The organism is Methylomonas sp. MED-D (assembly GCF_050276835.1).
GTDB classification, from domain to species: Bacteria; Pseudomonadota; Gammaproteobacteria; order Methylococcales; family Methylomonadaceae; genus Methylomonas; species Methylomonas koyamae_A.
Genome location: NZ_CP189965.1, coordinates 573,257 through 599,317, shown reverse-complemented (window position 1 = coordinate 599,317; position 26,061 = coordinate 573,257). Strand labels below are relative to the sequence as shown.

General features: G+C 57.5%; 24 protein-coding genes and 1 riboswitch. Of the genes, 12 read left to right on the top strand and 12 right to left on the bottom strand.

Features of this window, described 5'->3' with window-relative positions; genetic code table 11:
- The 6 genes from adk (at position 1) to ACQE3E_RS02620 (ending at position 7,888) form a co-directional block, all read left to right on the top strand.
- Positions 1-639: an adenylate kinase gene (gene adk / locus ACQE3E_RS02645; RefSeq protein WP_064031298.1), complete on the top strand. Its 639-nt coding sequence runs from the start codon at positions 1-3 to the stop codon at positions 637-639.
- A gap of 72 nt (positions 640-711) precedes the next feature.
- Positions 712-2,118, top strand: coding sequence for a 3-isopropylmalate dehydratase large subunit (gene leuC / locus ACQE3E_RS02640; RefSeq protein ID WP_313729174.1), 1,407 nt, complete (start codon positions 712-714; stop codon positions 2,116-2,118).
- A 2-nt stretch (positions 2,119-2,120) separates the two neighbouring features.
- On the top strand, positions 2,121-2,765 hold the full coding sequence (leuD, locus tag ACQE3E_RS02635; RefSeq protein ID WP_064031300.1) for a 3-isopropylmalate dehydratase small subunit: 645 nt from the start codon (positions 2,121-2,123) through the stop codon (positions 2,763-2,765).
- Positions 2,766-2,777: 12 nt separating this feature from the next.
- Complete coding sequence (leuB, locus tag ACQE3E_RS02630; protein WP_313729175.1) at positions 2,778-3,860, top strand: 3-isopropylmalate dehydrogenase; 1,083 nt, start codon at positions 2,778-2,780, stop codon at positions 3,858-3,860.
- A gap of 4 nt (positions 3,861-3,864) precedes the next feature.
- Entirely contained in the window at positions 3,865-4,887 is a 1,023-nt protein-coding gene (locus ACQE3E_RS02625; RefSeq protein WP_313729176.1) for an aspartate-semialdehyde dehydrogenase, read from the top strand.
- A gap of 70 nt (positions 4,888-4,957) precedes the next feature.
- Entirely contained in the window at positions 4,958-7,888 is a 2,931-nt protein-coding gene (locus tag ACQE3E_RS02620; protein WP_313729177.1) for a FimV/HubP family polar landmark protein, read from the top strand.
- Between the two features lie 10 nt (positions 7,889-7,898).
- Here the strand turns inward: ACQE3E_RS02620 and ACQE3E_RS02615 are convergent, their stop codons facing one another.
- The 3 genes from ACQE3E_RS02615 to groES form a co-directional block, all read right to left on the bottom strand.
- Positions 7,899-8,633, bottom strand: coding sequence for an Hpt domain-containing response regulator (locus ACQE3E_RS02615; protein WP_313729178.1), 735 nt, complete (start codon positions 8,631-8,633; stop codon positions 7,899-7,901).
- Between the two features lie 93 nt (positions 8,634-8,726).
- Positions 8,727-10,367 carry a chaperonin GroEL gene (gene groL, locus ACQE3E_RS02610; protein ID WP_064023968.1) on the bottom strand — a complete coding sequence of 547 codons (1,641 nt, stop codon included), beginning with the start codon at positions 10,365-10,367 and terminating at the stop codon, positions 8,727-8,729.
- Positions 10,368-10,423: 56 nt separating this feature from the next.
- Positions 10,424-10,711: a co-chaperone GroES gene (groES, locus tag ACQE3E_RS02605; RefSeq protein WP_064023967.1), complete on the bottom strand. Its 288-nt coding sequence runs from the start codon at positions 10,709-10,711 to the stop codon at positions 10,424-10,426.
- Between the two features lie 202 nt (positions 10,712-10,913).
- Between groES and ACQE3E_RS02600 the strand changes: the two genes are divergently transcribed.
- A complete protein-coding gene (locus tag ACQE3E_RS02600; protein WP_313729179.1) occupies positions 10,914-11,669 on the top strand; it encodes a HesA/MoeB/ThiF family protein in 756 nt (251 codons plus the stop codon).
- 46 nt (positions 11,670-11,715) lie between these two features.
- Here the strand turns inward: ACQE3E_RS02600 and ACQE3E_RS02595 are convergent, their stop codons facing one another.
- Complete coding sequence (locus tag ACQE3E_RS02595) at positions 11,716-11,919, bottom strand: hypothetical protein (RefSeq protein ID WP_064023965.1); 204 nt, start codon at positions 11,917-11,919, stop codon at positions 11,716-11,718.
- A 120-nt stretch (positions 11,920-12,039) separates the two neighbouring features.
- On the opposite strand from ACQE3E_RS02595, the gene ACQE3E_RS02590 reads away from it, so the two are divergent.
- Complete coding sequence (locus ACQE3E_RS02590; RefSeq protein ID WP_313729180.1) at positions 12,040-14,763, top strand: cation-transporting P-type ATPase; 2,724 nt, start codon at positions 12,040-12,042, stop codon at positions 14,761-14,763.
- On the opposite strand, the gene ACQE3E_RS02585 is transcribed toward ACQE3E_RS02590, so the two are convergent.
- Both ACQE3E_RS02585 and ACQE3E_RS02580 read right to left on the bottom strand, forming a co-directional pair.
- On the bottom strand, positions 14,734-15,360 hold the full coding sequence (locus ACQE3E_RS02585; RefSeq protein WP_168029885.1) for a TetR/AcrR family transcriptional regulator: 627 nt from the start codon (positions 15,358-15,360) through the stop codon (positions 14,734-14,736). The genes ACQE3E_RS02590 and ACQE3E_RS02585 overlap by 30 nt on opposite strands.
- A gap of 341 nt (positions 15,361-15,701) precedes the next feature.
- Positions 15,702-16,100, bottom strand: a complete 399-nt coding sequence (locus ACQE3E_RS02580; RefSeq protein WP_064023962.1) for a hypothetical protein — start codon at positions 16,098-16,100, stop codon at positions 15,702-15,704.
- A gap of 197 nt (positions 16,101-16,297) precedes the next feature.
- Here ACQE3E_RS02580 and ACQE3E_RS02575 point away from each other — a divergent pair, with 197 nt between their 5' ends.
- The 3 genes from ACQE3E_RS02575 to ACQE3E_RS02565 all read left to right on the top strand — a co-directional run bounded on the left by ACQE3E_RS02575 (position 16,298) and on the right by ACQE3E_RS02565 (position 18,152).
- The gene (locus ACQE3E_RS02575; RefSeq protein ID WP_168029883.1) at positions 16,298-16,912 is read left to right on the top strand and encodes a TetR/AcrR family transcriptional regulator; all 615 of its coding nucleotides are present in this window, start codon (positions 16,298-16,300) and stop codon (positions 16,910-16,912) included.
- Entirely contained in the window at positions 16,909-17,544 is a 636-nt protein-coding gene (locus tag ACQE3E_RS02570) for a pyridoxamine 5'-phosphate oxidase family protein (protein ID WP_168029881.1), read from the top strand. The genes ACQE3E_RS02575 and ACQE3E_RS02570 overlap by 4 nt, the downstream gene beginning before the upstream one ends.
- Before the next feature lie 140 nt (positions 17,545-17,684).
- A complete protein-coding gene (locus tag ACQE3E_RS02565; protein WP_168029879.1) occupies positions 17,685-18,152 on the top strand; it encodes a DUF1348 family protein in 468 nt (155 codons plus the stop codon).
- Between the two features lie 86 nt (positions 18,153-18,238).
- On the opposite strand, the gene ACQE3E_RS02560 is transcribed toward ACQE3E_RS02565, so the two are convergent.
- The 6 genes from ACQE3E_RS02560 to ACQE3E_RS02535 form a co-directional block, all read right to left on the bottom strand.
- Positions 18,239-19,468: a pyrophosphate--fructose-6-phosphate 1-phosphotransferase gene (locus ACQE3E_RS02560; RefSeq protein ID WP_064023958.1), complete on the bottom strand. Its 1,230-nt coding sequence runs from the start codon at positions 19,466-19,468 to the stop codon at positions 18,239-18,241.
- A gap of 133 nt (positions 19,469-19,601) precedes the next feature.
- Positions 19,602-19,886 carry a hypothetical protein gene (locus ACQE3E_RS02555; RefSeq protein WP_168029876.1) on the bottom strand — a complete coding sequence of 95 codons (285 nt, stop codon included), beginning with the start codon at positions 19,884-19,886 and terminating at the stop codon, positions 19,602-19,604.
- 140 nt (positions 19,887-20,026) lie between these two features.
- Positions 20,027-20,803: an alpha/beta fold hydrolase gene (locus ACQE3E_RS02550; RefSeq protein WP_427501199.1), complete on the bottom strand. Its 777-nt coding sequence runs from the start codon at positions 20,801-20,803 to the stop codon at positions 20,027-20,029.
- Between the two features lie 7 nt (positions 20,804-20,810).
- Entirely contained in the window at positions 20,811-21,533 is a 723-nt protein-coding gene (locus ACQE3E_RS02545; RefSeq protein WP_313729182.1) for a DUF445 domain-containing protein, read from the bottom strand.
- A 126-nt stretch (positions 21,534-21,659) separates the two neighbouring features.
- A complete protein-coding gene (gene phoU / locus ACQE3E_RS02540) occupies positions 21,660-22,364 on the bottom strand; it encodes a phosphate signaling complex protein PhoU (RefSeq protein ID WP_064023955.1) in 705 nt (234 codons plus the stop codon).
- A 448-nt stretch (positions 22,365-22,812) separates the two neighbouring features.
- On the bottom strand, positions 22,813-23,670 hold the full coding sequence (locus tag ACQE3E_RS02535; protein ID WP_313729183.1) for an SIR2 family protein: 858 nt from the start codon (positions 23,668-23,670) through the stop codon (positions 22,813-22,815).
- 633 nt (positions 23,671-24,303) lie between these two features.
- Positions 24,304-24,378, top strand: a riboswitch (cyclic di-GMP riboswitch).
- 139 nt (positions 24,379-24,517) lie between these two features.
- On the opposite strand from ACQE3E_RS02535, the gene ACQE3E_RS02530 reads away from it, so the two are divergent.
- Positions 24,518-25,873 carry an IS1182 family transposase gene (locus tag ACQE3E_RS02530; protein ID WP_427501198.1) on the top strand — a complete coding sequence of 452 codons (1,356 nt, stop codon included), beginning with the start codon at positions 24,518-24,520 and terminating at the stop codon, positions 25,871-25,873.
- Positions 25,874-26,061: the final 188 nt, after the last annotated feature.

Genomic DNA, 26,061 nt, shown 5'->3' with positions numbered 1-26,061 from the left:
ATGCGTATCATCCTGTTAGGTAGTCCAGGTTCAGGTAAAGGCACCCAGGCCCAGTTCATCACCGAGAAATATGCGATTCCGCAAATCTCGACCGGTGACATGTTGCGCGCCGCGGTCCGCGAAGGTACGCCGCTAGGTCTGGAAGCTAAAAAAGTGATGGACGCCGGCGGTCTGGTCTCCGACGACATCATTTTGGGACTAATCAAGGAGCGCATCGCCCAAGCTGACTGCGCCAACGGCTTTCTGCTGGACGGCTTCCCACGCACTATCGCTCAAGCCGAAGGGCTGGCGAACATGGGTGTTGAGCTGGATTACGTGGTCGAAATCGCCGTCGACGACGAGGAAATCATCAAACGCATGAGCGGCCGCCGCGTGCACCCGGCCTCGGGCCGCAGTTACCACGTCGTGTTCAATCCGCCGAAAGCCGAAGGCATCGACGACCTTACCGGCGAAGCGCTGATCCAACGCGACGACGACCGGGAAGACACGGTGCGCAAGCGCCTATGCGTCTACCACGAACAAACCAAGCCGCTGGTCGGCTTTTATTCTGCGCCGGGACAATCCGCCAAATTCGCGTCGATTGCCGGCGTCGGTTCGGTGCAAGACATCACCGACAAATTGTTCGCTGCATTGGCGTAGGGTACGCACCGCGTACCTTCCAGCTTGAATTCGGTACGCATTGCGTACCCTACAGATAAAAGAGAACCCGCGATGGCAGGTAAAACCTTATACGACAAACTCTGGGACGATCACGTCGTTCACACCGAAGACGATGGCTCGTGCCTGATCTATATAGACCGGCAATTGCTGCACGAAGTGACTTCGCCGCAAGCCTTCGACGGTTTGCGCCTGTCCGGCCGTAAGCCTTGGCGCATCGCCCGCAACCTGGCGGTCGCCGACCACAACGTGCCGACCAGCGACCGCCACCATGGCATCGCCGATCCGGTATCGCGCTTGCAGGTCGAAACCCTGGACCGAAACTGCGCCGAATTCGGCATCACCGAATTCGACATGAACGACTTGCGTCAAGGCATCGTCCACGTCATCGGCCCCGAGCAAGGCGCGACGCTGCCCGGCATGACCGTGGTTTGCGGCGACTCGCACACCTCGACCCACGGCGCCTCGGCGGCGCTGGCCTTTGGCATCGGCACCTCCGAAGTCGAACACGCGCTGGCGACCCAATGCCTGGTGCAAAAGAAAGCCAAGAACATGCTGATTAAAGTGAACGGCCAAGCCGGTCCGGGCGTCACCGCCAAGGACATCGTGCTGGCCATTATCGGTCGGATCGGCACCGCCGGCGGCACCGGTTACACGATAGAATTCGGCGGCGATGCGATCCGCGCGCTGAGTATGGAAGGCCGCATGACAGTCTGCAATATGGCGATCGAGGCCGGCGCCCGCGCCGGACTGGTGGCGGTCGACGATGTGACTATCGACTATTACCACGGTCGCCCCTACTCGCCCCAAGGCGATGACTGGCACATGGCGGTGCGCTACTGGCAAAACCTGCATTCCGACGCCGACGCCAAATTCGACAAAATCGTCGAATTGAACGTCGCCGACATCAAACCCCAAGTCACCTGGGGCACCTCGCCGGAAATGGTGGTGGCGGTCGATGCCGCCGTACCCGACCCAGCCGCCGAGAGCGATCCGGTCAAACGCGAAGGCATGTTGCGCGCCTTGCAATACATGGGCTTGCGGGCCAATCAAAAAATTACCGACATCCCGGTCGATCGGGTCTTCATCGGTTCCTGCACCAACTCGCGCATCGAAGACCTGCGCGCCGCCGCCGCGGTCATTAACGGCCGCCGCAAGGCCGATTCGGTCAAGCAAGTGCTGATCGTGCCCGGCTCCGGCCTGGTCAAACAGCAAGCCGAAGCCGAAGGCTTGGACAAGCTCTTTACCGCCGCCGGCTTCGAATGGCGCGAGCCCGGCTGCTCGATGTGCCTGGCGATGAATGCCGACCGCCTGGAAGCCGGCGAACATTGCGCCTCGACTTCGAACCGCAACTTCGAAGGCCGCCAAGGCTACGGCGGCCGCACCCACTTGGTCAGCCCGGCGATGGCTGCCGCTGCCGCGATCGCCGGCCATTTCGTCAATATCGCGGAGGAACGCTAATCATGCAGGCCTTTACCACCTTAACAGCATTGGTCGCGCCGCTGGACAGGGCCAACGTCGATACCGACGCAATCATTCCCAAGCAATTTTTGAAATCGATCCGCCGCGCCGGCTTCGGCCCCTACTTGTTCGACGAATGGCGTTATCTGGATCGCGGCGAACCGGAGATGGATTGCAGCCAGCGTCCGCTGAATCCGGATTTCGTACTGAACCAGCCGCAATATCAAGGCGCGCAAATCCTGCTGACCCGCGAGAATTTCGGCTGCGGCTCATCGCGCGAACACGCGCCATGGGCCTTGGAAGATTACGGTTTCCGGGCCATCATCGCACCCAGCTTTGCCGATATTTTCTTCAATAATTGCTTCAAGAACGGCGTCCTGCCCATCGTATTGCCGGCGGAAACGGTTGACCGTTTGTTCAAGGAAATTGCGGACGGCTACCGATTGACCATTGATTTGCACGAGCAAACCATCACCACGCCCGGCGGCGCGACGATCGCGTTCAGCGTGGATGAAAACCGCCGTTTCCGCTTGTTGAACGGCTTGGACGATATTGGTTTGACCTTGCAGCATGCCGACAAAATCAAAGCCTACGAGGTCGAACGCGCCAAACGCGCTCCGTGGCTGTTTCAGAACGCTTCAGTTTAGATAGGTAGATAGATGACTAAAAAAATCGCAGTATTGCCCGGCGACGGCATAGGCCCGGAAATTGTTGCCGAAGCGGTGAAAGTGCTGAGCTTTCTGAACGCCGACATGGGTTTGGGCTTGAGTTTTGAAAATGCGCTAGTCGGTGGCGCCGCCTACGACGCCTTCGGCACGCCGCTGCCCCAGCAAACCCTGAACCTGTGCAAAAATGCCGATGCGGTGCTGCTCGGAGCGGTCGGCGGGCCGAAATGGGAGCCGTTGGCTCACGCGGTGCGCCCGGAGCGCGGCCTGCTCGGCATTCGTTCGGAACTGAATCTGTTCTCGAATTTGCGGCCGGCGATTCTCTATCCGCAACTGGTCGATGCCTCGACGCTGAAGCCGGAAGTGGTGTCCGGCCTGGACATCATGATCGTCCGCGAGCTGACCGGCGGCATCTATTTCGGCCAGCCGCGCGGGGTGCATGTCGCCGAAAACGGCGAGAAAGTCGGCATCAATACCAAAATCTACAGCGAATCGGAAATCCGCCGTATTGCCCATTCGGCCTTCAAGATCGCCCAAAAACGTAACAAGAAGTTGTGTTCGGTGGATAAGGCCAACGTGTTGGAAGTCACCGAACTGTGGCGCGGAGTGATGACCGAAGTCGGTAAGGACTATCCGGACGTGGCGCTGAGCCACATGTACGTCGATAACGCGGCCATGCAATTGGTGCGCGCGCCCAAGCAGTTCGACGTGTTGGTCACCACCAATATGTTCGGCGACATTCTGTCCGATATCGCCGCGATGCTGACCGGCTCGATCGGCATGCTGCCGTCGGCCTCGTTGGACGCCAATGCCAAGGGCATGTACGAACCGATCCACGGCTCGGCGCCCGACATCGCGGGCCAGGGCATCGCCAATCCGCTGGCGACGATATTGTCGGTGGCGATGATGCTGCGCTACACCTTCAATCGCAACGATGCCGCGGAGCGCATCGAGCGAGCGGTCAATAGTGCGTTGGACAGCGGCGTCCGCACCGCCGACATCTACTCGGAAGGCATGACCAAGGTCAGTACCTCCGGCATGGGCGACGCCGTCCTCGGCGCGTTGAAAGGAGCTTAAGACCATGGCAAAAACCTATGATGTTGCCGTCGTCGGCGCCACCGGCGCGGTCGGCGAGACGATGATAGAAATCCTGGAACAGCGCAATTTTCCGGTCGGAAAAGTCTATGCGCTGGCCAGCGAACGCTCCGCCGGCAAGCGCATTCCGTTCAAGGGCGGCTCGCTGGTCGTCGAAGATCTGGCGACTTTCGATTTTTCCAAAGTCCAAATCGGCCTGTTCTCGCCGGGCGCCTCGATATCGGCGGAATACGCGCCGAAGGCGGCCGCCGCGGGCTGCGTGGTCATCGACAACACTTCGCAATTTCGCTACGACGACGACATTCCGTTGGTCGTGCCCGAGGTCAATCCGGAGAAAGTCGCCGATTACAAAAATCGCGGCATCATTGCCAATCCGAACTGTTCGACGATACAAATGCTGGTGGCCTTGAAACCGATCCACGACGCGGTCGGTATCAGCCGCATCAACGTCGCGACCTACCAGGCCGTGTCCGGTACCGGCAAGGAAGCGATCGAGGAGCTGGCAACGCAAACCGCTAACCTGCTCAACGCCAAGCCGATCGAACCCAAGGTTTACCCCAAGCAAATTGCCTTCAACGTGTTGCCGCAAATCGACGTGTTCATGGACAACGGCTACACCAAGGAAGAAATGAAAATGGTCTGGGAAACCCGCAAAATCATGGGGGACGACAGTATTCTGGTCAACCCGACGGCGGTGCGGGTACCGGTGTTCTTCGGCCATTCCGAAGCCGTGCACATCGAGACCAAGCAAAAGATCAGCGCGGAGCAAGTACGCGAACTGCTGAGCAAGGCTCCTGGCGTGACCCTGTTGGACGAACGGGCGAACGGCGGCTATCCGACTGCGGTAACCGAGTCGGCCGGCAACGACGATGTGTTCGTCGGGCGCATCCGCGAGGACATTTCCCACCCGACGGGAATCGACCTGTGGGTGGTCGGCGACAATGTCCGGAAAGGTGCCGCGCTTAACAGTGTGCAGATCGCCGAGGTTCTGGTAAAAAGTTACATCTAGGCTAACCTTAGCCCATGTCCAACCTGCGATTCCGCCAGTACCGAGGTATATACCAGTGAAGGAAAGCAATGTGCGCCATTTTACTAAGACTTTAGCGGTTGTTTCCCTGCTGGCCCCCGTCAGCGGTCAATCGCTGGGCATTGGCGACATACAATTGCACTCTTCGCTGAACCAAAACCTGAATGCGCAAATCCGCCTAAGCGTCGCCGACGGCGAGAACCCTAGCGACGTCTCGGTCAGATTGGCGCCGCCGGAAAAGTTCGATCAGGCCGGCGTACCTTGGAATTACTTCCTGTCCAAGCTTCGTTTAGAACCGGTGGTACAGGCCGACGGCGGCATCCTGGTCAAAGTCACAACCCGAGAAGTCGTCACCGAACCTTTTCTGGATTTCCTGCTTGAAGTCACTTGGCCGCAAGGCAGTATGACGCGAGAGTTCACACTGCTGATCGATCCGCCCACCAGCTATAATCAAGCGGTCCTTCCGGCAGTCGATGCGACGCCCTTCAGCGCCGAACCGCTGGAACCCGTGCAACGACCAATACGTAGCGCGCCGCGAAAGGCGATCCGCAATGCCGCCCCCCCCGAACCGACTCAACCCATCTCGACCGACGGCGAGTTCGGCCCGGTGCAACGTTCCGACACCTTGTGGAGCATCGCGACGCAACTCAGTGAAGAACGCGGCGTATCGGCGCAACAGATGCTCAATGCTTTGTACAAAGCGAACCCCGGCGCTTTCAACGGCAATATCAATTCGCTGAAGGAAGGCGCGGTTCTGAAAATTCCGGCGGCCGACGGCATGGCGCAAGCCCAAGCGAAACCGCCGCGCGCCGAAACCGCGAAATCCAGCGCCCGCAAGCCGGCCGAAGCCACGACCGCCAAACCGCTGGAACTGGTGGCACCTGCCGAGTCGAAAATTCCGGAACACGCGGTAGTCGCCAACCAAGCCAAGACCGCCGAAAAAACCGCGCAAACGGGTATTGGCGGCACTTCGGATCAGACCGGCGACGGCAAGGCGCTGGAACTGCAGGCCCGAATTGAAAAGCTGGAACAACAACTAGGCATGATGCAACAGTTGTTGGCATTAAAGGATCAACAACTCGCCACCTTGCAAAACAACAAACCGGCCCAGACGCCAGCGGATTCCGCCGTGCCGCCGCCCCAACCGCAACCCGCGCCTAGCCAACAAGCGTCCGCGACTCCGACTCAGCCGCCGGTCGCCGCTCCCGAGCCTCCTCCCGCGCCCGCCGTGACCACGCCAGCGCCGGTAGCCGAGGTCGCGCAGCCGGCGCCGGCCCAAGCAGAGCCCGCCAAACCGCGAAAACGGCCGCCACCGCCCGTTGTAGTACCGCCGCCCGTCGAGGAACCGAGTTTCTTCGACTCCGATTTATATTACTGGGGCGTCGGCGGCCTGGGCACCGGCATGCTGGGTCTGCTCGGCTGGCTGCTATGGCGTAAGCGGAAAATCGACGAACGTACCAACACCGAAAGCATGTTCGCATCGGCCAGCCAAATCCGGATGCCGGACACCGAAAGCAGCCTGTCGGTGCCGGTCATGGACATCAGCAGCACCGACGATTACGACGTCGGTACCGTTGGCGAAAGCTCGTTTATCAGCGACTTCACGCCTAGCGATTTCGACGCATTCGATACCGATCAAAACGAAATCGACCCGATTTCGGAAGCCGATGTCTATCTCGCTTACGGCCGCTACCAACAAGCCGAAGAATTGATGCGCACCGCGATCAGCGAACAACCGCACCGCGATGAATGTAAACTGAAGCTGCTGGAAATTTTTTACGCCAGCGAGAACAGAAGCGGATTCGTGCAATTTGTCGAAGAGCTCGCCGCGGCCGGCAAAACCGCCGACAAGACCTTTTGGAACAAGGTCAGCGACATGGCGATGGAAATCGCTCCCGATCTGCCGCTATTCGGTGGAAGCGGCGTCGCGGCGCCCGCTCCGGTCGAAACCGTCAAACCGGCACCGGTCGCCGTGCAAAGCGCCGAGACCGAGTTTTCGCTGGACGACGACTTCGCCGAATTGGATTTGGATCTCAACGCCAGTTTAAGCGACGGCCTGGATTTCGACTTAAACGATCTGACCTCCGCATCATCCTCGACTAACGATGACCTGGAAAGTCTGGATTTCGAAATCGGCACGGTCCAATCGGCCGCCCGCAAGTCCGACGCCATCGTTTCGACGCCTGATTCTCTAGACTTCGATCTGGCCGCCTTTGCCGCGGACAGCAAAGCCGTTACCGAAGCGGTCACGCCGACAACGGCTCGCGCGGAACCTGAAATCGAGAGCTTTGAGTTCTCTTTGACCGCTCCGGAAACGCCGACCGAGCTACCCCAGGACGAACCGGCTAGCGCTAAGCAGCTCGCGACCGATACCGACGATCTGGAAAGTTTCGACTTCAACTTCGATGTCGAGCAAGCGCCCCTCCCTAAACAGTCCCACAGAACACCGGAACCCACGCCGGCCGGCACGGAGCTGGAACTAGAGTCGTTCGACCTTTCGGGCCTGGAAATTCCCGCGGACAAAGCCGCCGATCCGAAACAGACGGCAAGTTCCACGGTGCCGGACAGCTTCGATTTCGACTTTGAACTGGATTTTTCCGAACCCGCCAAACCGAAACCCAAGGACACGTCGCCAACCATTGAAACCCTAGAACTGGATAGTTTCGATTTTTCCGGTTTTGAGGATAACGCTAAAACTACCAGCACCAGCGAATCGCCCGGTTTGACGACCAGCGACGATGAGTTCGATTTCAATTTCGACTTCGACGCGCCGATCGTACCGACCAGCGCGGACGGCACACCCGACTTAGGCGTTGCCGACCTGACCGATATGGACGAATTCGAGACCAAGATCGATCTGGCCAAAGCCTACATCGACATGGGCGATACCGAAACCGCGAAATCCATCGCCAACGATGTCCTCGAAAAGGGTTCCAAGCAACAGCAAGCCGCCGCTCAAGCCCTACTGGACGAACTGAAATAAGGGTCTTGGTTTAGTCGGCAATCAAGCCTTGCATAACGGCGGCTTTGTTCGCCGTTAGCCATGTCATTCTGACTTGAAATGCTCGAAAACTCGCCGGAACCAACCGTGAATCACGTTTGATAGCCGTTTCCAACGCCTCCACTAGCGCCCGGCAATCGGCGAACTCGAAAAAGCAAAACGTGCCGTGCAAATTATGCACGATCTTCCAGGCCTCTTCGTCGCGCCCCTGCTGCAGCGCGTCATCTATGCCGGCAACTTGGCCGGGCAATTCCGCGAAAAACTGTTCCAACAAATTAAACGTCAGGCGGCGGTTGTCGCCGGTTTTACGCAACAGACAAGCGCCGTATTCACCGGGCCTCTCGGGCTCCAACCATCGGTCCAGGACTTGCCGCAAGTGCTCCAGCCGGATAGGTTTTACCAAATAATCGTCAAATCCGGCCGCCATCGCGGCCTGACGTTGGTCCTCGCCGGCATGAGCGGTCACCGCTACGGCCGGAACACCGCTCCAGCTCACTTCGCTAGTACGCAATTTGTCGATCAACGCCAGACCGTCGAGTCCCGGCATATTCACATCCAGGAATACGATGCGGAATTCGGTCTGTCGCAACGTGTGCCAAGCTTGCAAACCGTCGCTGGCTTCGTGGATATTGCCCGTCCAATTTTCCAGTTGTTCGCGCAACAACCAGCGATTGAGGTCGTTGTCGTCGGCAATCAACACCGAGAAGTTTTGCACCACCACTGCCACCTTTTTTCTTCGCGCCGATCTTTCCGCCGGCAATAAAAAACCCCGGCTTCCTGCGAAGACCGGGGTTGATTTAGCGTGAGCTAAACGGCACGATTACATCATGCCGCCCATGCCGCCCATGCCGCCCATGTCAGGCATTGCCGGAGCTTTGTTGTCGGCCGGCGCGTCGGCGATCATTACTTCGGTGGTAATCATCAGACCAGCCACGGATGCGGCGTTTTGCAACGCGGAGCGGGTGACTTTCGCGGGGTCCAAAATACCCATCGCGATCATGTCGCCGTATTCGCCGGTTGCCGCGTTGTAACCGAAGTTACCGCTGCCTTTTTTGACTTCGTTCAGTACCACGGACGCTTCATCGCCGGCGTTGGTGACGATTTGGCGCAAAGGTTCTTCCATCGCGCGGCGCAGGATGCTAATACCTACGTCTTGATCGTGGTTGATACCTTTCAGGCCGTCCAACGCGGACAAGGCGCGGATCAACGCGGTACCGCCACCGGCCACGACGCCCTCTTCAACCGCGGCGCGGGTTGAATGCAACGCATCCTCCACGCGGGCTTTCTTCTCTTTCATTTCCACTTCGGTCGCGGCGCCGACTTTAATGACCGCTACGCCGCCAGCCAGTTTGGCCAGACGTTCTTGCAGTTTTTCACGATCATAATCGGAAGTCGCTTCGTCGGCTTGCGCGCGAATTTGCGCGACGCGGCCTTTGATTTGGCTTTCGTCACCGGCACCATCGATGATAGTGGTGTTTTCTTTATTGATTTGGACGCGTTTCGCGGTACCCAATTGGCTGATGTCGGCTTTTTCCAGAGACAAACCGACTTCTTCCGAAATCACGACGCCACCGGTCAGAACCGCGATGTCTTCCAGCATGGCTTTACGACGGTCGCCAAAGCCAGGGGCTTTCACTGCCGCGACTTTCACGATACCGCGCATGTTGTTGACCACCAACGTCGCCAAGGCTTCGCCTTCGACGTCTTCGGCGATGATCAGCAAGGAACGGCCTGATTTGGCCACGCCTTCCAGAATCGGCAACATTTCGCGGATGTTGGAGATTTTTTTGTCGTACAACAACACGAAAGGATCGTCCAGTTCGACGCTCATGCTTTCTTGCTTGTTGATGAAGTACGGTGACAAATAACCGCGATCGAATTGCATGCCTTCGACGACATCCAGTTCGTTGTTCAAACCGGTACCTTCCTCGACGGTAATAACGCCTTCCTTACCGACTTTTTCCATCGCTTCGGCGATGATCGCGCCGACGGACTCGTCGGAGTTGGCCGAGATGGTGCCGACTTGTGCAATCGCTTTGCTGTCGCTGCAAGGGATGGCCGCTTTCTCGATTGAAGCAACGGCGGCGGTTACCGCGCTGTCGATACCGCGTTTCAGATCCATCGGATTCATGCCGGCGGCAACCGATTTCAGGCCTTCGTTAACGATGGCTTGCGCCAGTACGGTGGCGGTGGTGGTACCGTCGCCGGCGACGTCGGAGGTTTTGGACGCCACTTCTTTGACCATTTGCGCGCCCATGTTTTCGAATTTGTCTTTCAATTCGATTTCTTTCGCGACTGATACGCCGTCCTTGGTGATGGTCGGGGCACCGAAGCTTTTGTCAAGAACCGCGTTACGGCCTTTAGGACCCAGGGTGACTTTTACCGCGTTGGCCAAAATATTAACGCCCGCAACCATCAATGCACGGGCATCGCCACCAAATTTTACGTCTTTTGCTGCCATTTCTTAATTCCTAAAAATGAGTTTGAAATCAATGTGGTGTGTTAGGCAATCCGGGATTAACCCAGGATACCCATGATGTCTTCTTCGCGCATGACGATGTATTGCTCGCCGTCGACTTTCACTTCGGTACCGGAATATTTACCGAACAGCACCTTATCGCCAACTTTAACCGCCATTGGGCGCACTTGACCGTTATCGAGCGGTTTGCCGGCACCTACCGCCAACACCTCACCCTCGCTCGGTTTTTCGGCCGCGGAACCGGGCAACACGATGCCGCCGGCGGTTTTGGTTTCTTCTTCCACGCGTTTAACGACTACACGGTCATGTAACGGACGAATGTTCATCAAGGTCTCCTCAATATGGATAAAGTTAAAGTTACAAGTTAAGAAACGTTTTAAAACTCAGCCCCGGCGATCCGAAGGACCGGCTTTTAAACCGCATCCGAGTTATTAGCACTCTCTATCGACGAGTGCTAATAATATCCCGCTTTTGCACTCTGTCAAGCTCTTTGGCATCATCTGGTCCTTGCCGACAGCCTTACAAGATATGAACGACGAACAATTACTCCGCTACAGCCGTCAGATCATGCTGCCGCAGGTCGACATCGCCGGCCAACAAAAACTACTGTCCGCCTCGGTGCTGATCGTCGGTGCGGGCGGGCTTGGCTCGCCGGCCGCGATGTATCTGGCCGCCGCCGGCGTCGGCAAACTGGTGGTTTACGACGACGACCAAGTGGACTTGAGCAATTTACAGCGCCAGATCGCTCACGACACCGCCGATATAGGGTTGGATAAAGTGATTTCAACCCGAGCGACCTTGAAAAAGATCAATCCGGGGGTCTCGGTAGAGGCCCACAAGGCAAAACTGGCGGGAGACACTCTGACGCGCGAAGTTGCCGAAGCCGACTTGGTACTGGATTGCAGCGATAACTTTCCGACCCGTTTCGCGATCAACCGCGCCTGCGTAACGGCCTGCAAACCGCTGGTGTCCGGCGCGGCCATCCGTTTCGAAGGTCAAATCAGCGTATTTACACCGGGCCGGGACGACAGTCCGTGTTATAACTGTTTGTACCAAAACGACGGCGAGGAATTGCAAAACTGCGCCAGAAACGGCGTGATAGCGCCAATCACCGGCATCGTTGGCAGCATGCAGGCGCTGGAAGCGATAAAGCTGCTAGTCGGCTGCGGCAAGCCGTTGACGGGCCGATTACTACTATTGGACGGTTTAACGATGGAATGGCATGGCATGCGCCTAAAACGCAACCCGGCTTGCCCAACCTGCGGCAGCGTTTCACACCGATAGTCGCAAAAAAGCCGGGTTGCCCCGGCTTTTTCGATGCGCCTAACACTTATTTGCCGATTTTATGCCTGACCATTTCAATGATTCTGGCAACGTTGTTCAACAACGCCGACTCGCTATCGCCATGCGGCTCGATGTCGCCGAAAGGCTCGCCGTTTTTCATCGTATACATGTAAATAAAGTACCCTAGCGGCGCGAATGCGAACACGGCAATGATCAACATCAGCACCATCAGCTCGATGACTCCACCCATAACTACCTCCGATTGTTTTGTTTTTATTTTTCTAAAATAAGGCCTTAGGCCTCGATTCGGACTATAACCCTATAATTACCGGGGAACAAGCGCAAATTTTCGCCAGCCTCAAGGAAGCCGATGCCCATTAGAAAACGACCCGCCAAAGCCGGTTCACCCTCCGCCGAAAAAACCGTTTGGCACGCCGTCGCCGAAGATCGACTGCTCCGCGAATTGCGCGTCAACATCGGTCAGGGCCTGGCGGCCGAGGAAGTCGAAAAACGCCTAGCCGATTACGGGGCTAACCGATTAACGCCGCGTCGCGGCAAGGGACCGGTCCAGCTATTTTTGTCGCAATTTCACCAACCGTTAGTCTACATCCTATTGCTGTCCGGAGCGGTTACCGCATTCCTGGAAGAATGGGTGGACAGCAGCGTCATCTTCGGTGTGGTAGTGGTCAACGCACTGATCGGCTTTGTTCAGGAATACAACGCGATCCGAGCCATCGACGCCCTGGCGCGCGCGTTAAGCGTTGGCGCCACGGTGTTGCGCGACGGCCAGCGCCGCGCCGTCGCCGCGCCGGAATTAGTACCCGGCGACATCGTCGTGTTGCAGTCCGGCGACAAGGTGCCGGCCGACCTGCGCCTACTACGCATCCGCGATCTGCAAATCGACGAATCGGCCCTGACCGGCGAATCGGTGCCGATCGAAAAACGCCAGATGACGCTGGCCGACGAAACCGCGCTAGCCGACCGCGCTAACATGGCGTATTCGTCAACGCTGGTCACGTTCGGCAGTGGCGTCGGCGTCGTCGTCGAAACCGGCGACCGTACCGAAATTGGCCGAATCAACCGGATGATCGCCAGCGCCACCGAGCTGGATACGCCGCTGACCCAAAAAATGAGTGAATTCAGCCAATGGCTGTTGTGGGTCATCGTCGGCTGCGCGGTGCTGACCTTTGCGGTCGGCGTCTGGCGCGGCGAATCGATGCTGCAGATGTTCATGGCCTCGGTCGCGCTGGCGGTCGGCGCGATACCGGAAGGCTTGCCGGCCGCGATTACGATCACGTTGGCGATCGGCGTATCGCGGATGGCCAAGCGCAACGCCATCGTCCGCAAATTGCCGGCTGTCGAAACCTTGGGCAGCACCACCGTCATCTGTTCCGACAAAACCGGCACGCTGACCCAAAACCAGATGACGGTACAAGCGATATACGCCGGCGGCGATTATTTCCAAGTCGGCGGCTCCGGCTACACGCCGGACGGCGAGTTTCGCCACAACGGCCAAGCGATAGACTACCTAAGCTATCCGACACTAATGGAATGCCTGAAGGCCGGCTTATTGTGCAACGACGCCCGTCTGATCGCCGAATCCAACCACTGGCGCATCGAAGGCGACCCCACCGAAGGCGCGCTGCTGGTGGCCGCACGCAAGGCCGGTCTGCGCCATGCCGCCGTCAGCACCGCCCATCCCCGCCTGGACGCGATCCCGTTCGAATCGCAACACCAATTCATGGCAACGCTGAACCATGACCCGACGACCGACAGCCGGCGGATCTATGTAAAAGGCGCCTTGGAAAGCGTGCTGGCCCGCTGCGACAGCGCATTGGACCCCCATATGCAGCCGGTCGCGCTCAACAAGGAGCGCCTGATTCGCCAACTGGAAGAGATGGCCGAACAGGGCCTGAGGGTATTGGCCTTCGCCCGCCGCGACCATCAAGACGACGCGCTTGCCCACGCCGAAGTCGCCGGCGGCCTCACGCTGATCGGCCTGCAAGCAATGATGGACCCGCCCCGGCCGGAAGCGGTAGCCTCGATTGCCGCCTGCTACCGGGCCGGCATCGCCGTCAAAATGATTACCGGCGACCATCCGGTCACCGCGCTGGCCATCGCCAAGCAACTCGGCATGCGCCAGGCCGAGCGGGTGATCAGTGGCGTTGAGTTGCAACGGCTCGCGCCGGCCGATTACCCTGCAACGCTAGCGACCTGCTCGGTTTATGCCCGCATCGCCCCCGAGCAAAAGCTGGCACTGGTAGAAGCGCTACAATCGGCCGGCCATGTCGTGGCGATGACCGGCGACGGCGTCAACGACGCCCCCGCGCTACGCCAAGCCAATATTGGCGTGGCGATGGGCATGGGCGGCACCGAAGTCGCCAAGGAAGCCGCGGCGATGATTTTGACGGACGACCACTTCGCGACCATCGAAGCCGCGATCGAGGAAGGCCGCGGCGTGTTCGACAATCTGATCAAATTCATCGCCTGGACCCTACCGACCAATCTCGGCGAAGGCTTGGTGATAACGGCCGCAGTGTTTGCCAACGTTGCCCTGCCGATCACGCCGGTGCAAATTTTGTGGATCAACATGACCACCGCCGTGTTGCTGGGCTTGATGCTGGCCTTCGAACCCAAGGAACCCGGCCTGATGCGGCGCAAGCCGCGCAGCCCCGACCAACCGATACTCACCAAGCACTTGGCATTCCGAATTTGCCTGGTCGGGGTGCTGTTGCTGGCCGGCGCGTTCGGTTTGTTCGAGTGGGAATTGAGTCACGGCGAAACGCTCGCCAAGGCCCGCACGGTCGCGGTCAACGTCTTTGTATTCGGCGAATTGTTTTATTTGTTCAATTGCCGCTCGTTGCGCTACTCGATGTTCAAGGTCGGGGTGTTTTCCAACCCCTGGGTGATATTTGGCGTATTAAGCATGATAGGACTGCAACTGCTATTCACTTATTGGCCGACCATGCAAGCCTTGTTCGGCAGCGCGCCGATCGGCAGCGAGGAATGGTTGTTAATCGTCGCGGTCGGCTGGGTTATTTATGCAATGGTGGGGCTCGAAAAATTAATCTGGCGCCGCTTCAACCCAGGCTAAGCTGGCGGCCGACAAGGCCGCCAGCAAGGTTTCCAAGCCGCGTAGCGCGGCTCGCCGCGCGGCCTCGTCATCTGGGCGATTAGGCTCGGCCTGCGCCCGGATGATGGCGCCGTCCACCGCAATCGCCGCCGCCTCGGCCAGACGCCCGCGCATCGGGCCGTCCGGCAGCAAGCGGGCTATGACCCGCTCCATATCCTGTTTATGGTCTCGACAGATCGCCACCACTTCCGGCATCGCCCCGCCTAACTCGGCGACGCTATTGATAAACGCACAACCGCGAAACAACGGGTTGTCGAACCACTCCGCCAGCGCCAAGCTTACCGGCGCCAGGCCGCCTCCGTCCCGACCGCCATGGCGGGCCAGCGCGTCCTCGAACCACGCCATCCAACGCTGGTGGCGGTAATTCAAGAACGCCAGAATCAAATCGTTCTTGCTAGGGAATTGCCGGTAAAACGTCACCTTGGTCACGCCGGATTCGGCGATGACTTTGTCGATGCCGGTGGCGCGGATGCCGTCACGGTAAAACAGATCGTGCGCGGTCAGCAAAATACGCTCGCGCGGCGGTTTATCGGCTATCGATGGACTCTTGTCATTCATGTTGGCGATTGTAGCGCGGATTGTCGAGCCGGCGCTCCCACCGAACCCAATCACGGCGCCAGTCCGGCCGGATCAAAAGAACGCGTTGAGCCGGAACCCGACGGCAACTGCGATGGGTTCCGTAACGAATCGTTTCTCCGCCACGCGATACCGGCGTTCAACCAGCCGGCGCAGGCAAGCAAACTCTTATGTTCGCCCGCTTTCGCGTAGGGTTCGCGATGCACTATTCGAAGATTCAGGTTAACTTCGACGGACCTTCCGCCGAGACAGCCGATGGATTGTTAACGACGACCTACCAGCCTTCTTGGTCGGTTTCTTTCCAGACGGTTTCTTCCCAAAATCTATAGCGCGGCCAAGGCGGCTTGGGCCAGCACACAGGCTATCCACAAAAAACCGATCGTCGAAACGACGAACGAAGCTGCGGTATAAACGCGCCAATGCGCCTTCCGCCAAAAATCGGTATCGAAGGCGGCGATGGTAAATACGGTCGGATTGGCGAAGCCGCCGATAGCGACGCACCAGCAAGCCACTATCGGCAGATCGATGCCGATGCCGTAAAAGCCCAAATTGAACAAGGCCATCAAGGCGTAATCCACATGCGCCCGAATCATGGTTTTGTAATCCACCAGAAACTTGCCGTCGACGCCTTCGATCGGAAACCAGCGAGCAAACGTCATCAACCACGCCGACAATATCAACGCCAAGATGCAGGCAGCCGCACCCAACAGTAATACACTCATCACAACCTCTTTGTCTGATTTGAAAAAATACCCTGTTCTGATTCAAGACCTATCCCGGACGCGAATCTCGAAAACTTACTTACCGGTAAGTTAATTTATTGTATATTGAACGGTAAGCAAGCTGTCAAACGAGAAATTGGCCTTATCGTATCCGCCGCCCTTGACCGCTTGGCAAATTGGACCGACATAACATCCGTATGGCAAAAAACCTACAACAACGCTTGCTCGACGCGGCCACCGAGCTGTTTTACAGCCAAGGTATCAAGGCCACCGGCATCGACGCCATCGTCAAATTGGCCGGCACCAACAAAATGACGCTGTACAACTATTTCTCGTCGAAAGACGAGTTGGTGCTGGCTTTTCTACGCAAGCGCGATGAAGACTTTACGCACTGGTTCGTCGAGCAACTCAACAACAAAGCCGAGCATCCCAAGGACAAGATATTGGCGATTTTCGATGTGATCGAGGATTGGATGTCGGTTCCGAGTTTTCGCGGCTGCGCCTTTATCAATGCCGCGGCCGAATTTCCGGTAGAAGGCAATCCGGTCCACCAGCTTTCCGCCGAGTTTTACGACAAATTCTCGGCCTTCATCAGCAGCCTCGCCGCGGCATGCGGCATCGTTGGCCACGATAGTCTGGCAACGCAAATCACGTTACTGGTCGAAGGCGCCATCGTCTCGGAACAAATGAAACGCCATGCCGGCGCATCGCGGCAGGCCAAGCGAGTGGCTGAAATTTTGATCGCCACCTACCAACAGGCGTCCGCCATACCAGCGGCAGCCAACCACAATCAAACCAGGACTAACGAATGACCGACTTTTATCACGAGGGGAGCCGGCGCTTCCAAGATCGTTTCGAAACCCGCGCGTTGGCCGACCGCTTGCGGGAAGCGATTGTGGACACGCAAATCGGCCCGGAAGACCGGGAGTTTATCGAAGCGCAAAACATGTTTTTCCTGGCAACCGTCGACGAAGCCGGCCGACCCAACTGTTCTTACAAGGGCGGCGCCACCGGCTTCGTCAGGGTCTTGGACGAAACGACCATTGCCTTCCCGCTATACGACGGCAGCGGCATGTATCTGTCCGCCGGCAATGTGTCTATCATTCCGCATGTCAGCTTGCTGTTTGTCGATTTTCAACGTCAAGCGCGTTTGCGGTTCAACGGCGACGCTTACATCGAAGTCGACGATGTTCTGCGCGGCGAATGGCCGGAAGCGGAACTGGTAGTACGGGTAAGCCTTAGAGAAATGTTCCCAAATTGCCCGCGCTACATTCATAAAATGGCGCTGATCGAAGAATCGACTTTCGTGCCCAAAGCCGAACGAAAAACTCCGGCGCCGGCCTGGAAACGCTTGGCCGCGGTGGCCGACGTATTGCCGCCGCGCGATGCGCATTTGGCGGGAGACGAGACGGATTTGGCGGCGGTCTTAAATCGAACAGAATAAAGAGCTCGCGGGAAAGCCGTTCAAGATCACTTAACTCTGGAATACCGAGCCTCATGTAGACAAATCAGTCTACATCCTGATACGATCAACCTGTAGACAAAACTGTCTACCCTGGCAATTTTCCTTATCCGGAGCACATCATGGAAACCAAACCGCCTTTACCCCCCTTTACCGCCGAGTCCGCCGCGCAAAAAGTGCGGATGGCCGAAGACGCCTGGAACAGCCGCGATCCGGACCGGGTCGTGCAGGTTTATACCGAGGACAGCCGCTGGCGCAACCGCGCCGAGTTTCCGGTCGGTCGGCAACAGATCAAGGAGTTTTTACAGCGCAAGTGGGCCCGGGAACTGGATTACCGGCTGATCAAGGAGTTGTGGACGTTTACCGACCACCGCATCGCGGTAAGGTTTGCCTACGAGTGGCACGACGACACCGGCCGCTGGTTCCGCAGTTACGGCAATGAGAATTGGGAGTTCAACGAATACGGATTGATGCAACGCCGCTTCGCCAGCATCAACGATTTAACGATCGCCGACGGCGAGCGCTTGTTTCATTGGCCGCTGGGCCGGCGCCCGGACGACCATGCCGGTTTAACCGAATTGGGATTGTGAAACCGACCGGTCTCGGCAAATGGCGGCGGCGCCAATAAAAAGGGGCGGATCAATCCGCCCCTAAAAGACCAAAAACCGAACGCGGCTTAATGGCTGACGTCGACCTTGCCGCCTTTAGGTTGACCGATTTCGCCCAGCATGGTGTTGAACCAGTCGGTGTCGATGTTGAACGGCTTGCCGCCTTTGATGCGCGGGAACTCGATCGCCCGCAACACATTGCCCTGGTCTTCGTCGTGGCCGATCACGCCGGATTCGCGGCGGAACGCGCATTCGACCGCCAAGTCGGCGCAGGACTTGATCAAGCGCATGTCGTCGATATTGGATGCGGCGGCACGGGCGAAGTAACCGGATTTTTGCACCAGGGTTTTTTCGGCACCGACCATTTGCGAGAATTGCTCGCCGAACCATTTGCCGGGGTTGACCGCATCCAGCTTGATGTGGCCGAACGCGTCGCGCGGCACTTCCTGACCTTTAGCTTGCATTTCGGCGACGATGGACTCGACGCCGGCACCTTCGGATACGAAGATGTTGACGCAATCGACCTTGTCCATGACTTCGCGCAGGCGAGCGGCTTCGGCTTCCAGATCGATCGCCATTTCCGGAACGAATACTGCGTGGACTTCGTAGGACGCGCGGCTCAAGCCCAACTCCGGCAACCACTCGGCTTTATCCAGCAATTTGCGGTATTCCTGGGCGGTCGCGGCGGTCAGCCAGCCGCAGTTGCGGCCCATCACTTCATGGACGATCAGCATGCGCGGGTTGGCATTGTTCTCGGCCACCACATTCATGAAATAACGCGCGCCCTGCTCGGCGGCGGTCCAGGCACCCAGCGATTGCTTGATCGGAAACACGTCGTTGTCGACGGTTTTCGGCAAACCGATCACGGTCAGACCGTAGTTGTTCTTTGCCAAAAACGCCGCCAGATCGGCCGCCGCGGTATTGGTATCGTCGCCGCCGATGGTGTGCAGAATATCGACGCCGTCCTTGATCAATTGGTCGGCCGCGACTTTTTGCGGATCTTCGCCTTCCTTAACCAAACCGCGTTTGACGCAATCCTTGACGTTGGTCAGCTTGACCCGGCTGTTGCCGATCACCGAGCCGCCGAAACGTTGTAGCAAACCGGCTTTTTGGCGCACTTCGGCGGTCACCGGATACGAATCGCCCAACAACAGGCCTTTGTAACCGCCCCGGTAGCAAATGATTTCGATGCTGGGATCGATTTCGGTGTAACGTTCGATCAGGCTGCCGATGGCGGAGTTCAGGCATGGCGCCAAACCGCCGGCCGTAAGGATTGCGACTTTTTTGGGTTTGTTCATGAGCGTGTTGATGGTTATCGGTTGAGAAAGTGATGGTACTCGATGCGGAATCCGCATTCGCGGCGTTTGGATGTGCTTAGGCCCGCGCGCCGCTAGGCCGGCGATTTTAGCACAGGCCCCGACCGAAGCTGAATCAGGAAGTGATGCGGGGGTCGTTAACTTGCCGGCCGTTTTGGGCGACGAAGACCAGGGATTGCAGATCGGCTTGAGAAGCGTCGGTCAGCAGGGCCGAATAAGTGACCGGTTCGGCATCGGTGGTGGTCAGACTGATCTTGGTGTACTGCCCGCAGTCGCTGAGCGATAACGACAGATAATCGCTCAGCGGCGCGTTCCGGCCGGTCGCCAACAACTCGGCCAATGTCAATGCCGACTTGCCGATCCGCCGAAACCGGCGCCTACGGAAGAAAAGATCTGTCATTTTGGGCTGCCCCGCGCGTTTCAAACTGAGAATTCCGCCGCTTGTCGATTCGACCCGATGGTCGGAACAAGTGGGAAAGCAAGCTTAATGTTCTAGCGAATTCCGGCAAGTGTACCAAGGTTCAAAACCGGCCCGAGCAGCTAATCCGGCCCGGCAAGCCAGTCGTCCACCAGACCGCAGAAGGCATGCGGCGCCTCGACATACAGCCAATGCCCGGTGTCGGGAATTTCGGAGACGCTGGCGAGCGGAAACAATCGACCAATCGCCGCGCGATCGAGGTAGCGGGACTTGCCGCCGCCGATAAACAGCGCCGGCCGGGAATACGCCCGGCCCGCCGCGTCCGGGAAGCCGGCGATGTGATGGGCGTTATCCCGAATAATGTCCAAATCGATGCGCCACTGGTAACGGCCATCTTTCAGCAACAGGTTTTGCAGCAGAAATTGCCGATAGGCCTGATCGGGAATGCCGTCCGCCAAAGCCTCCTCGGCCTGCTTGCGGTTAACGATGCTCTCCACCGGCACGGCCCGCAACGCGTCGATCAGCGCATCGAAACTGTGCCGGTAGCCAACTGGCGCGATATCGGCGACGATCAAGCGATCGATCCGCTGCGGTTGGTTCAACGCCAGCCACATCGCCACCTTACCGCCCATGCTGTGCCCCAGCAAATGCACGCGATCCAATCCCAAATTGTCGATAAACGCCGCTAAATCGGCCGCCATGCTCGGATAGTCTAGCAGCGTCGCATGCGGCGACGCGCCGTGGTTGCGCATGTCCAATACATAAACATGGTAACGCCGCGCCAGTTGTTTGGCGACGGTCCGCCAATTGCGCGAGGACGCCATGAAACCATGAATCAACAAAAGCGGCGTATCGCCTGGTTCGCCGTAACTCTCGTAGGCCAGTTCGAGCGTCGTCATGCGCGTCTCAGGCAAAACCGAACACGGCGCCGAGCACCCCGCCGAATACACCGCCCCAAACCACCAACCAACCCAAATGCCGCTTGATGATGCCTTGCACCATGTCCTTGACCATTTTCGGCGTCAATTCCGCCAAGCGATTGTCGATGACGGCTTCGATCTTGCCGGTCAAATCCTCGCCGATGCGGTGCGCGTTCAAGCCTTGCCGTAGCGCTTGCTTGAAGCGGTCAGACTCGGCCATTTCCTCCAAGGTCAGCCGCATCTTATCGGTAAACGGTTGCTTCAACGGTTGCAGGGCGTCCTCGCCGCCCATCATCAACAGCATCCCGCCGAATGACGAATTCATAATGGACGCCACTAAACCTTCGTAGACCTTGTCGTAATCGACCGCATTCAGCAACGGCTCCAGGTTCAACACCCGGCCGCCTTGGGCTTCCTCGCGCTCGATGAATTGTTCGATATTCGCGACGGTAAAAAACTGTTCCATCATCAAGGCCTTGATCGACGCCTTGAACTCCTGAAAGCGCGCCGGAATGATGCCGGAGCCATACAAAAGCGGCACTTTCTCGAACAACATATGAATCGCCAGCCAGTTGGTAATCGCCCCGGAAAACGCGAAAAAACCGATAGCCTTCAAGGTTTCGGGATAGTAGGGACTGACGTAGCCGGCGGCGATCACCAACAACGAAATAAGGTTGGTTAGAAAGCTCTGGTTCAATAGTCTTTTCATGCCGATTAGCCACAACGAAGTCAGTGATAGCCGGCTATTTTAACCGCAATTGCAGCCAGGAGCGACGAAGAGCGGACCGAATGCCCCACGCCGTGTAGGATTTGAACGCCAAATGGCGTGAAGAGATTAACCGCGAGCGTGGCGTACGTCGATACCGTCCAGCATGAAAATCAAGTACTGGGCAATATTACGGCTATGCTCGCCGCAGCGTTCTAGCGCTTTCATCATTTGCATCACATCCAGCGCGCGGCGCGTCATCCTGACGTCCTTCAGCACCAGGGCCAACTGGTGGCGTATACCTTCCTGCAACTCGATTTCGTAATCCCTGTCGTGACGCAACAAGGCGTAGGCCGGTTCGGTGTCGCTCTGCTCCAACGCCTGAATCAACTTGCTCAACATCAGCCTGATCAAATCGCCGATCTTGATAATGTCGGCCAGTAGCTTGGGATTCGGGTCGCTGGTATCCGGATCGTATAGCACCGTGATCAATCGGGTGAAGTCCGCAAGCTCCTCGCCGATTTTCGCCAGCTCGACAACGATTTTCGAACTGGAAATTGCCGTGCGCAGATCGTTAGCCACCGGGCAGCGTCTGGCGATCAGCGCCAAGACCTCGTTGTCGATTCGAGTTTCGCAATGTTTGACCTTGCTGGCACGCGCCAGTACCTTCTCCGCCAAATCCATATCGCCGGCGTCCAGTGCCCGCATCGCCTGTTCCAACTGCCGCATCAGCAGTTCGGTCATCGTCAGCAACAAGCTGTGTAACTGCTGCAATTCATCGTCGAATGCCCGCACAGTGTGCGCGCCAGTCGCGCTCTCGCTCAAAGTCGTCATCGTTCGCCACTCGTAAAACGGCCCAAAGCCGGAAATGCCTGACTGTAAGCCCAACAAGTTACAGGAATGTGACAGGACCGCTATCCGGAACGACAATCCCCGTAAGCCGAGGCGGACAGCCAAACCAATAACATCGTAAAAGGTTAATGAGGCAGCCGGTTTGTGCCGGCGCGGATGGAACGACGCGACATTGCCCGTGTTTAGCGCGAGCGGTCCTTCCGTCCGCCAGACCGAGCCAATAACTCATCGCGCCGACGATTCGACCAGAGCCCGATCGACAAGACAAACTACGTTACGCTTGCGGTGTTAGAAACTTGGATTTTGGCCAAACGACGGGAGTTATCGGGGTTTGCCGCTGGCGAACCACTATTGCCACGGTTCGTTCGGCCAGAAAGCGCAAACCCAATCCGCGCCTGACGACCGAACCGGGTTTGCTTACGGCCAAGGATTACGCCGCGGCGACCGCGCTGCCTTGCACGGCCTGCAAGAACTCTTGCACATCGGCGTCGATCAATTCAAAGCCCAGACGTTCGCTAAAGCGTATTTCCTTGGGGGTCGGATTCTTGCGCATAAACCAACCTTTCGGCTCGGCGGCGGAATAGACGATGTCGCTCATCACCATGCGCTCGGAGTCGCGGTTCAGCGGCAAGCCGATCAGCAGATATTTCTTGCCTTTGCGGTAATCCTTCAAGAAATCCGGAATCGCGAAGCCGCCCATTAGCTCCGTGATGTAATCGACATAGTCGGCATCGGAAACGACATAGTTAGCTTCGGGGCGTGGCGTGCCCATCGGCTTAAACAGTACCGGCAACTTCTTGTCGACTTGTTCTTGCGGGATTTCGAAATAGCTGGAGCCGTCGTAATGGTAAATTCTAAACCGGAACGCGGTAGCGGTAATCCGAGCGACACCGACGACCAAGGTATGCTCTTCGTCGGAATAGCTATCCTGCAACTGGGTGTCTCGGTTGATATCGATGACGTATTTGGGCCGCCATTCGGCCAGCCAATCGTGCAGCGCCGCCCGAGTGTATTGGGCATCGCCGTAAGTTTTGTCCAGAAACTGGGTCAGAAACGAGCGGCCGCGCTTCAGTTCCTGGTTCATCGCGGCGCGCGGAAATTCGTACATCAATTTCGGCGCCATCGGTTTGCCACCGTTCATCGCCAGAATCAAGCTATCGCTATCGGCCGGCATGGGCTCGCGAGTCAGTTTGTTCTGGGCGTCGAACACCACGCCAGGTCCCAGATAAGGTATGACTTGATTGTCGTACAAGCCGCTCAAGATTTCGGAAAAAACACTGTTCGACATATTGCGCCCCATGTAAAAGAAGGTGAAGGATACCGGGGTAAAGCAAATTTCAATCCAATTTTACCGGCGCCTCGCCAGCCCATGTACGGCAAGGCATCCGGAATTCGGCTGCCGGCAGCCGGCTGGCAACAACCGTATAAAATTCAGTGGTTTTGTCGGCTCTGCTACAAACGCGGTTCTGCTATCAAACCCAAGCTAATTGCTGGAAGTTCGGAACGCAACCCTCGGAAACGCAAAGCCGAGGCGTTGAGGAGAACCGCAGTGGAACACATTCCTGGATAGATAGCTTGAATTGGACCCAGAAACCGAAAGACGCAACGGCGTATCGTGTTAGACACCTTAGCATGGCTTCTAACACCTTTTAATTGCCATGGGTCAACGGCATTTTGAGAGACTGGGATTAGCCTTAGTGCCGATATAAAATCCGAATGCCCATGGACAACAACGCGCCAGTGCCAAACACAAGCAAAAAGGGCTTATCGGCAAACTACTTGAAGAATCGGCTCCAGAAAAACCAGGAAACCGCTAGCAGTCAAGTTAATGAAATCATTGCCATCGCAAGAAAAAACAGCTCGAAAATCTAGCGCCGACTCGTGGTTGACAAAAGCGCGTCGCTGTCCTTAACATCACCCCATTCAGATTAGCTAAACCTATTGGAAAATAGGGGCGGAAAGTCGCGGATCCAGATCGGACAGCCGGACTGCCTGAGGGCAAGTTAACAAGATACCAGTTGCGGGCGCTTTCCGAGTCTAGGAGCCTGTCGGACTTAAAAGCCAATAGTCCCTTCGGTAACTTGGTTAGATAAAATAGGTGGTATAGAAAGAACCAGCAACCGGGAGAGCCCTTGATGAGTCGATTCATTCCTGTCAACCGCCATCAAGTCTATCTATTACCCCCCTCGGTGGACGAATGGTTGCCGGAGGATCACTTGGCGCGTTTTGTCGTCGAAGTCATCGAGCAGTTGGATTTAAGCCGGTTGACGAGCCGCTATCAAGGTCGGGGTTCGGCGGCGCACCATCCGGCGATATTATTGGCACTGCTGGTCTATGGGTACGCCACCGGCGTGTTTTCCAGCCGGAAGATCGAACGGGCCACCTACGATTCGGTGGCGTTTCGTTTCTTGTCTGGTGATACCCATCCCGATCACGATACCCTGGCTCACTTCCGCAAGACGTTCCTGGTCGAGTTGGAAGACCTGTTCGTCCAAGTGCTGAGTCTGGCGCAAGCGATGAAGTTGGTGAAGCTGGGGCAAATCGCGTTGGACGGCACCAAGCTCAAAGCGAATGCCTCCAAGCACAAGGCCTTGTCCCACAGCCATATCGAAAAGCTCGAAGCACAGCTACGAGACGAAGTTCAGGCCTTACTGCAAAAGGCCGACGAAACCGACGCGGTGGACGACCGGGACGGCCTTGATCTGCCGGACGAATTGGCGCGGCGGGAAGACCGGCTGAAAACCTTGCGTGAAGCGAAAGCCAAGATCGCCGAGCGGGCCAAACCGCGCGACGCGCAAGCCGAACAGGCATACGAGGACAAGGTGTCCCGCCGGGAAGCCCAGCGGCAAGCTGGCCAAAAGCCGCGAGGCCCGGAACCCAAGGCGCCGGTAGCCGGCCCCAAGCCCGACGATCAAATCAACCTGACCGACGAGGAATCGCGCATCCTGCCGAGTCACGAAGGCTTTGTGCAAGGCTACAACAGTCAGGCCGCCGTCGATGTCGATACGATGCTGATCGTGGCCACCACGGTCACGCAGCAGACCAACGACAAACAACAAGTTGAGCCGATGCTGGCCGAACTGAAAAAACTGCCCGACGCCTTGGGCCAAGCCGAAGCCCTACTGGCGGACACCGGCTACTTCAGTGCCGCCAACGTCCAGGCTTGCGAACGAAACCGGATCGAACCTTTAATCGCCATGGGCCGTGACAGTCATCATCGGCCGTTGGCGGAACGTTTAGCCCCGGATGCGCCGGAACCGACTGGCGACGATCCGCTGGAAAAGATGGCTTGGTACTTGAAAACCCGCGAAGGCAAAGCCCGTTATGCCAAGCGCAAATGCACGGTGGAACCCGTGTTCGGGATCATCAAACAGGTACTCGGCTTTCGCCAATTCTCCTTACGCGGTCTGGATGCGGTCACCGGTGAGTGGAAACTGGTGGCCATGGCCTTCAACTTGAAACGGATGCATATCTTGGCGAGGGGCGTCTAATGGTCGAAACGATTGGTCAGCAAAAGGCTCGATTGGCGTTATCGGAATCCAACGCCAAAACGCTCGCCTAACCAGTGGCAAATCCTTCCTTCGACCGCCGTCTTCGCTGAGCTGGATGACAACAGATGTGCTGGTAAGTTAAGTCCGACAGGCTCCTAGGCCATATATTGCCTCATCTCATCTATCCC

Bases quoted from the DNA above. Each gene is read 5' to 3' on its own strand.
- ACQE3E_RS02595 (WP_064023965.1), bottom strand. From the start codon at position 11,919: ATGGGTGGAGTCATCGAGCTGATGGTGCTGATGTTGATCATTGCCGTG.
- ACQE3E_RS02550 (WP_427501199.1), bottom strand. From the start codon at position 20,803: ATGACGACGCTCGAACTGGCCTACGAGAGTTACGGCGAACCAGGCGAT.
- groES (WP_064023967.1), bottom strand. From the start codon at position 10,711: ATGAACATTCGTCCGTTACATGACCGTGTAGTCGTTAAACGCGTGGAA.
- adk (WP_064031298.1), top strand. From the start codon at position 1: ATGCGTATCATCCTGTTAGGTAGTCCAGGTTCAGGTAAAGGCACCCAG.
- ACQE3E_RS02575 (WP_168029883.1), top strand. From the start codon at position 16,298: ATGGCAAAAAACCTACAACAACGCTTGCTCGACGCGGCCACCGAGCTG.
- ACQE3E_RS02590 (WP_313729180.1), top strand. From the start codon at position 12,040: ATGCCCATTAGAAAACGACCCGCCAAAGCCGGTTCACCCTCCGCCGAA.
- leuD (WP_064031300.1), top strand. From the start codon at position 2,121: ATGCAGGCCTTTACCACCTTAACAGCATTGGTCGCGCCGCTGGACAGG.
- ACQE3E_RS02560 (WP_064023958.1), bottom strand. From the start codon at position 19,468: ATGAACAAACCCAAAAAAGTCGCAATCCTTACGGCCGGCGGTTTGGCG.
- ACQE3E_RS02585 (WP_168029885.1), bottom strand. From the start codon at position 15,360: ATGAATGACAAGAGTCCATCGATAGCCGATAAACCGCCGCGCGAGCGT.
- ACQE3E_RS02580 (WP_064023962.1), bottom strand. From the start codon at position 16,100: ATGAGTGTATTACTGTTGGGTGCGGCTGCCTGCATCTTGGCGTTGATA.
- phoU (WP_064023955.1), bottom strand. From the start codon at position 22,364: ATGACGACTTTGAGCGAGAGCGCGACTGGCGCGCACACTGTGCGGGCA.
- leuC (WP_313729174.1), top strand. From the start codon at position 712: ATGGCAGGTAAAACCTTATACGACAAACTCTGGGACGATCACGTCGTT.
- groL (WP_064023968.1), bottom strand. From the start codon at position 10,367: ATGGCAGCAAAAGACGTAAAATTTGGTGGCGATGCCCGTGCATTGATG.
- leuB (WP_313729175.1), top strand. From the start codon at position 2,778: ATGACTAAAAAAATCGCAGTATTGCCCGGCGACGGCATAGGCCCGGAA.
- ACQE3E_RS02530 (WP_427501198.1), top strand. From the start codon at position 24,518: ATGAGTCGATTCATTCCTGTCAACCGCCATCAAGTCTATCTATTACCC.
- ACQE3E_RS02535 (WP_313729183.1), bottom strand. From the start codon at position 23,670: ATGTCGAACAGTGTTTTTTCCGAAATCTTGAGCGGCTTGTACGACAAT.
- ACQE3E_RS02545 (WP_313729182.1), bottom strand. From the start codon at position 21,533: ATGAAAAGACTATTGAACCAGAGCTTTCTAACCAACCTTATTTCGTTG.
- ACQE3E_RS02570 (WP_168029881.1), top strand. From the start codon at position 16,909: ATGACCGACTTTTATCACGAGGGGAGCCGGCGCTTCCAAGATCGTTTC.
- ACQE3E_RS02565 (WP_168029879.1), top strand. From the start codon at position 17,685: ATGGAAACCAAACCGCCTTTACCCCCCTTTACCGCCGAGTCCGCCGCG.
- ACQE3E_RS02600 (WP_313729179.1), top strand. From the start codon at position 10,914: ATGAACGACGAACAATTACTCCGCTACAGCCGTCAGATCATGCTGCCG.
- ACQE3E_RS02555 (WP_168029876.1), bottom strand. From the start codon at position 19,886: ATGACAGATCTTTTCTTCCGTAGGCGCCGGTTTCGGCGGATCGGCAAG.
- ACQE3E_RS02625 (WP_313729176.1), top strand. From the start codon at position 3,865: ATGGCAAAAACCTATGATGTTGCCGTCGTCGGCGCCACCGGCGCGGTC.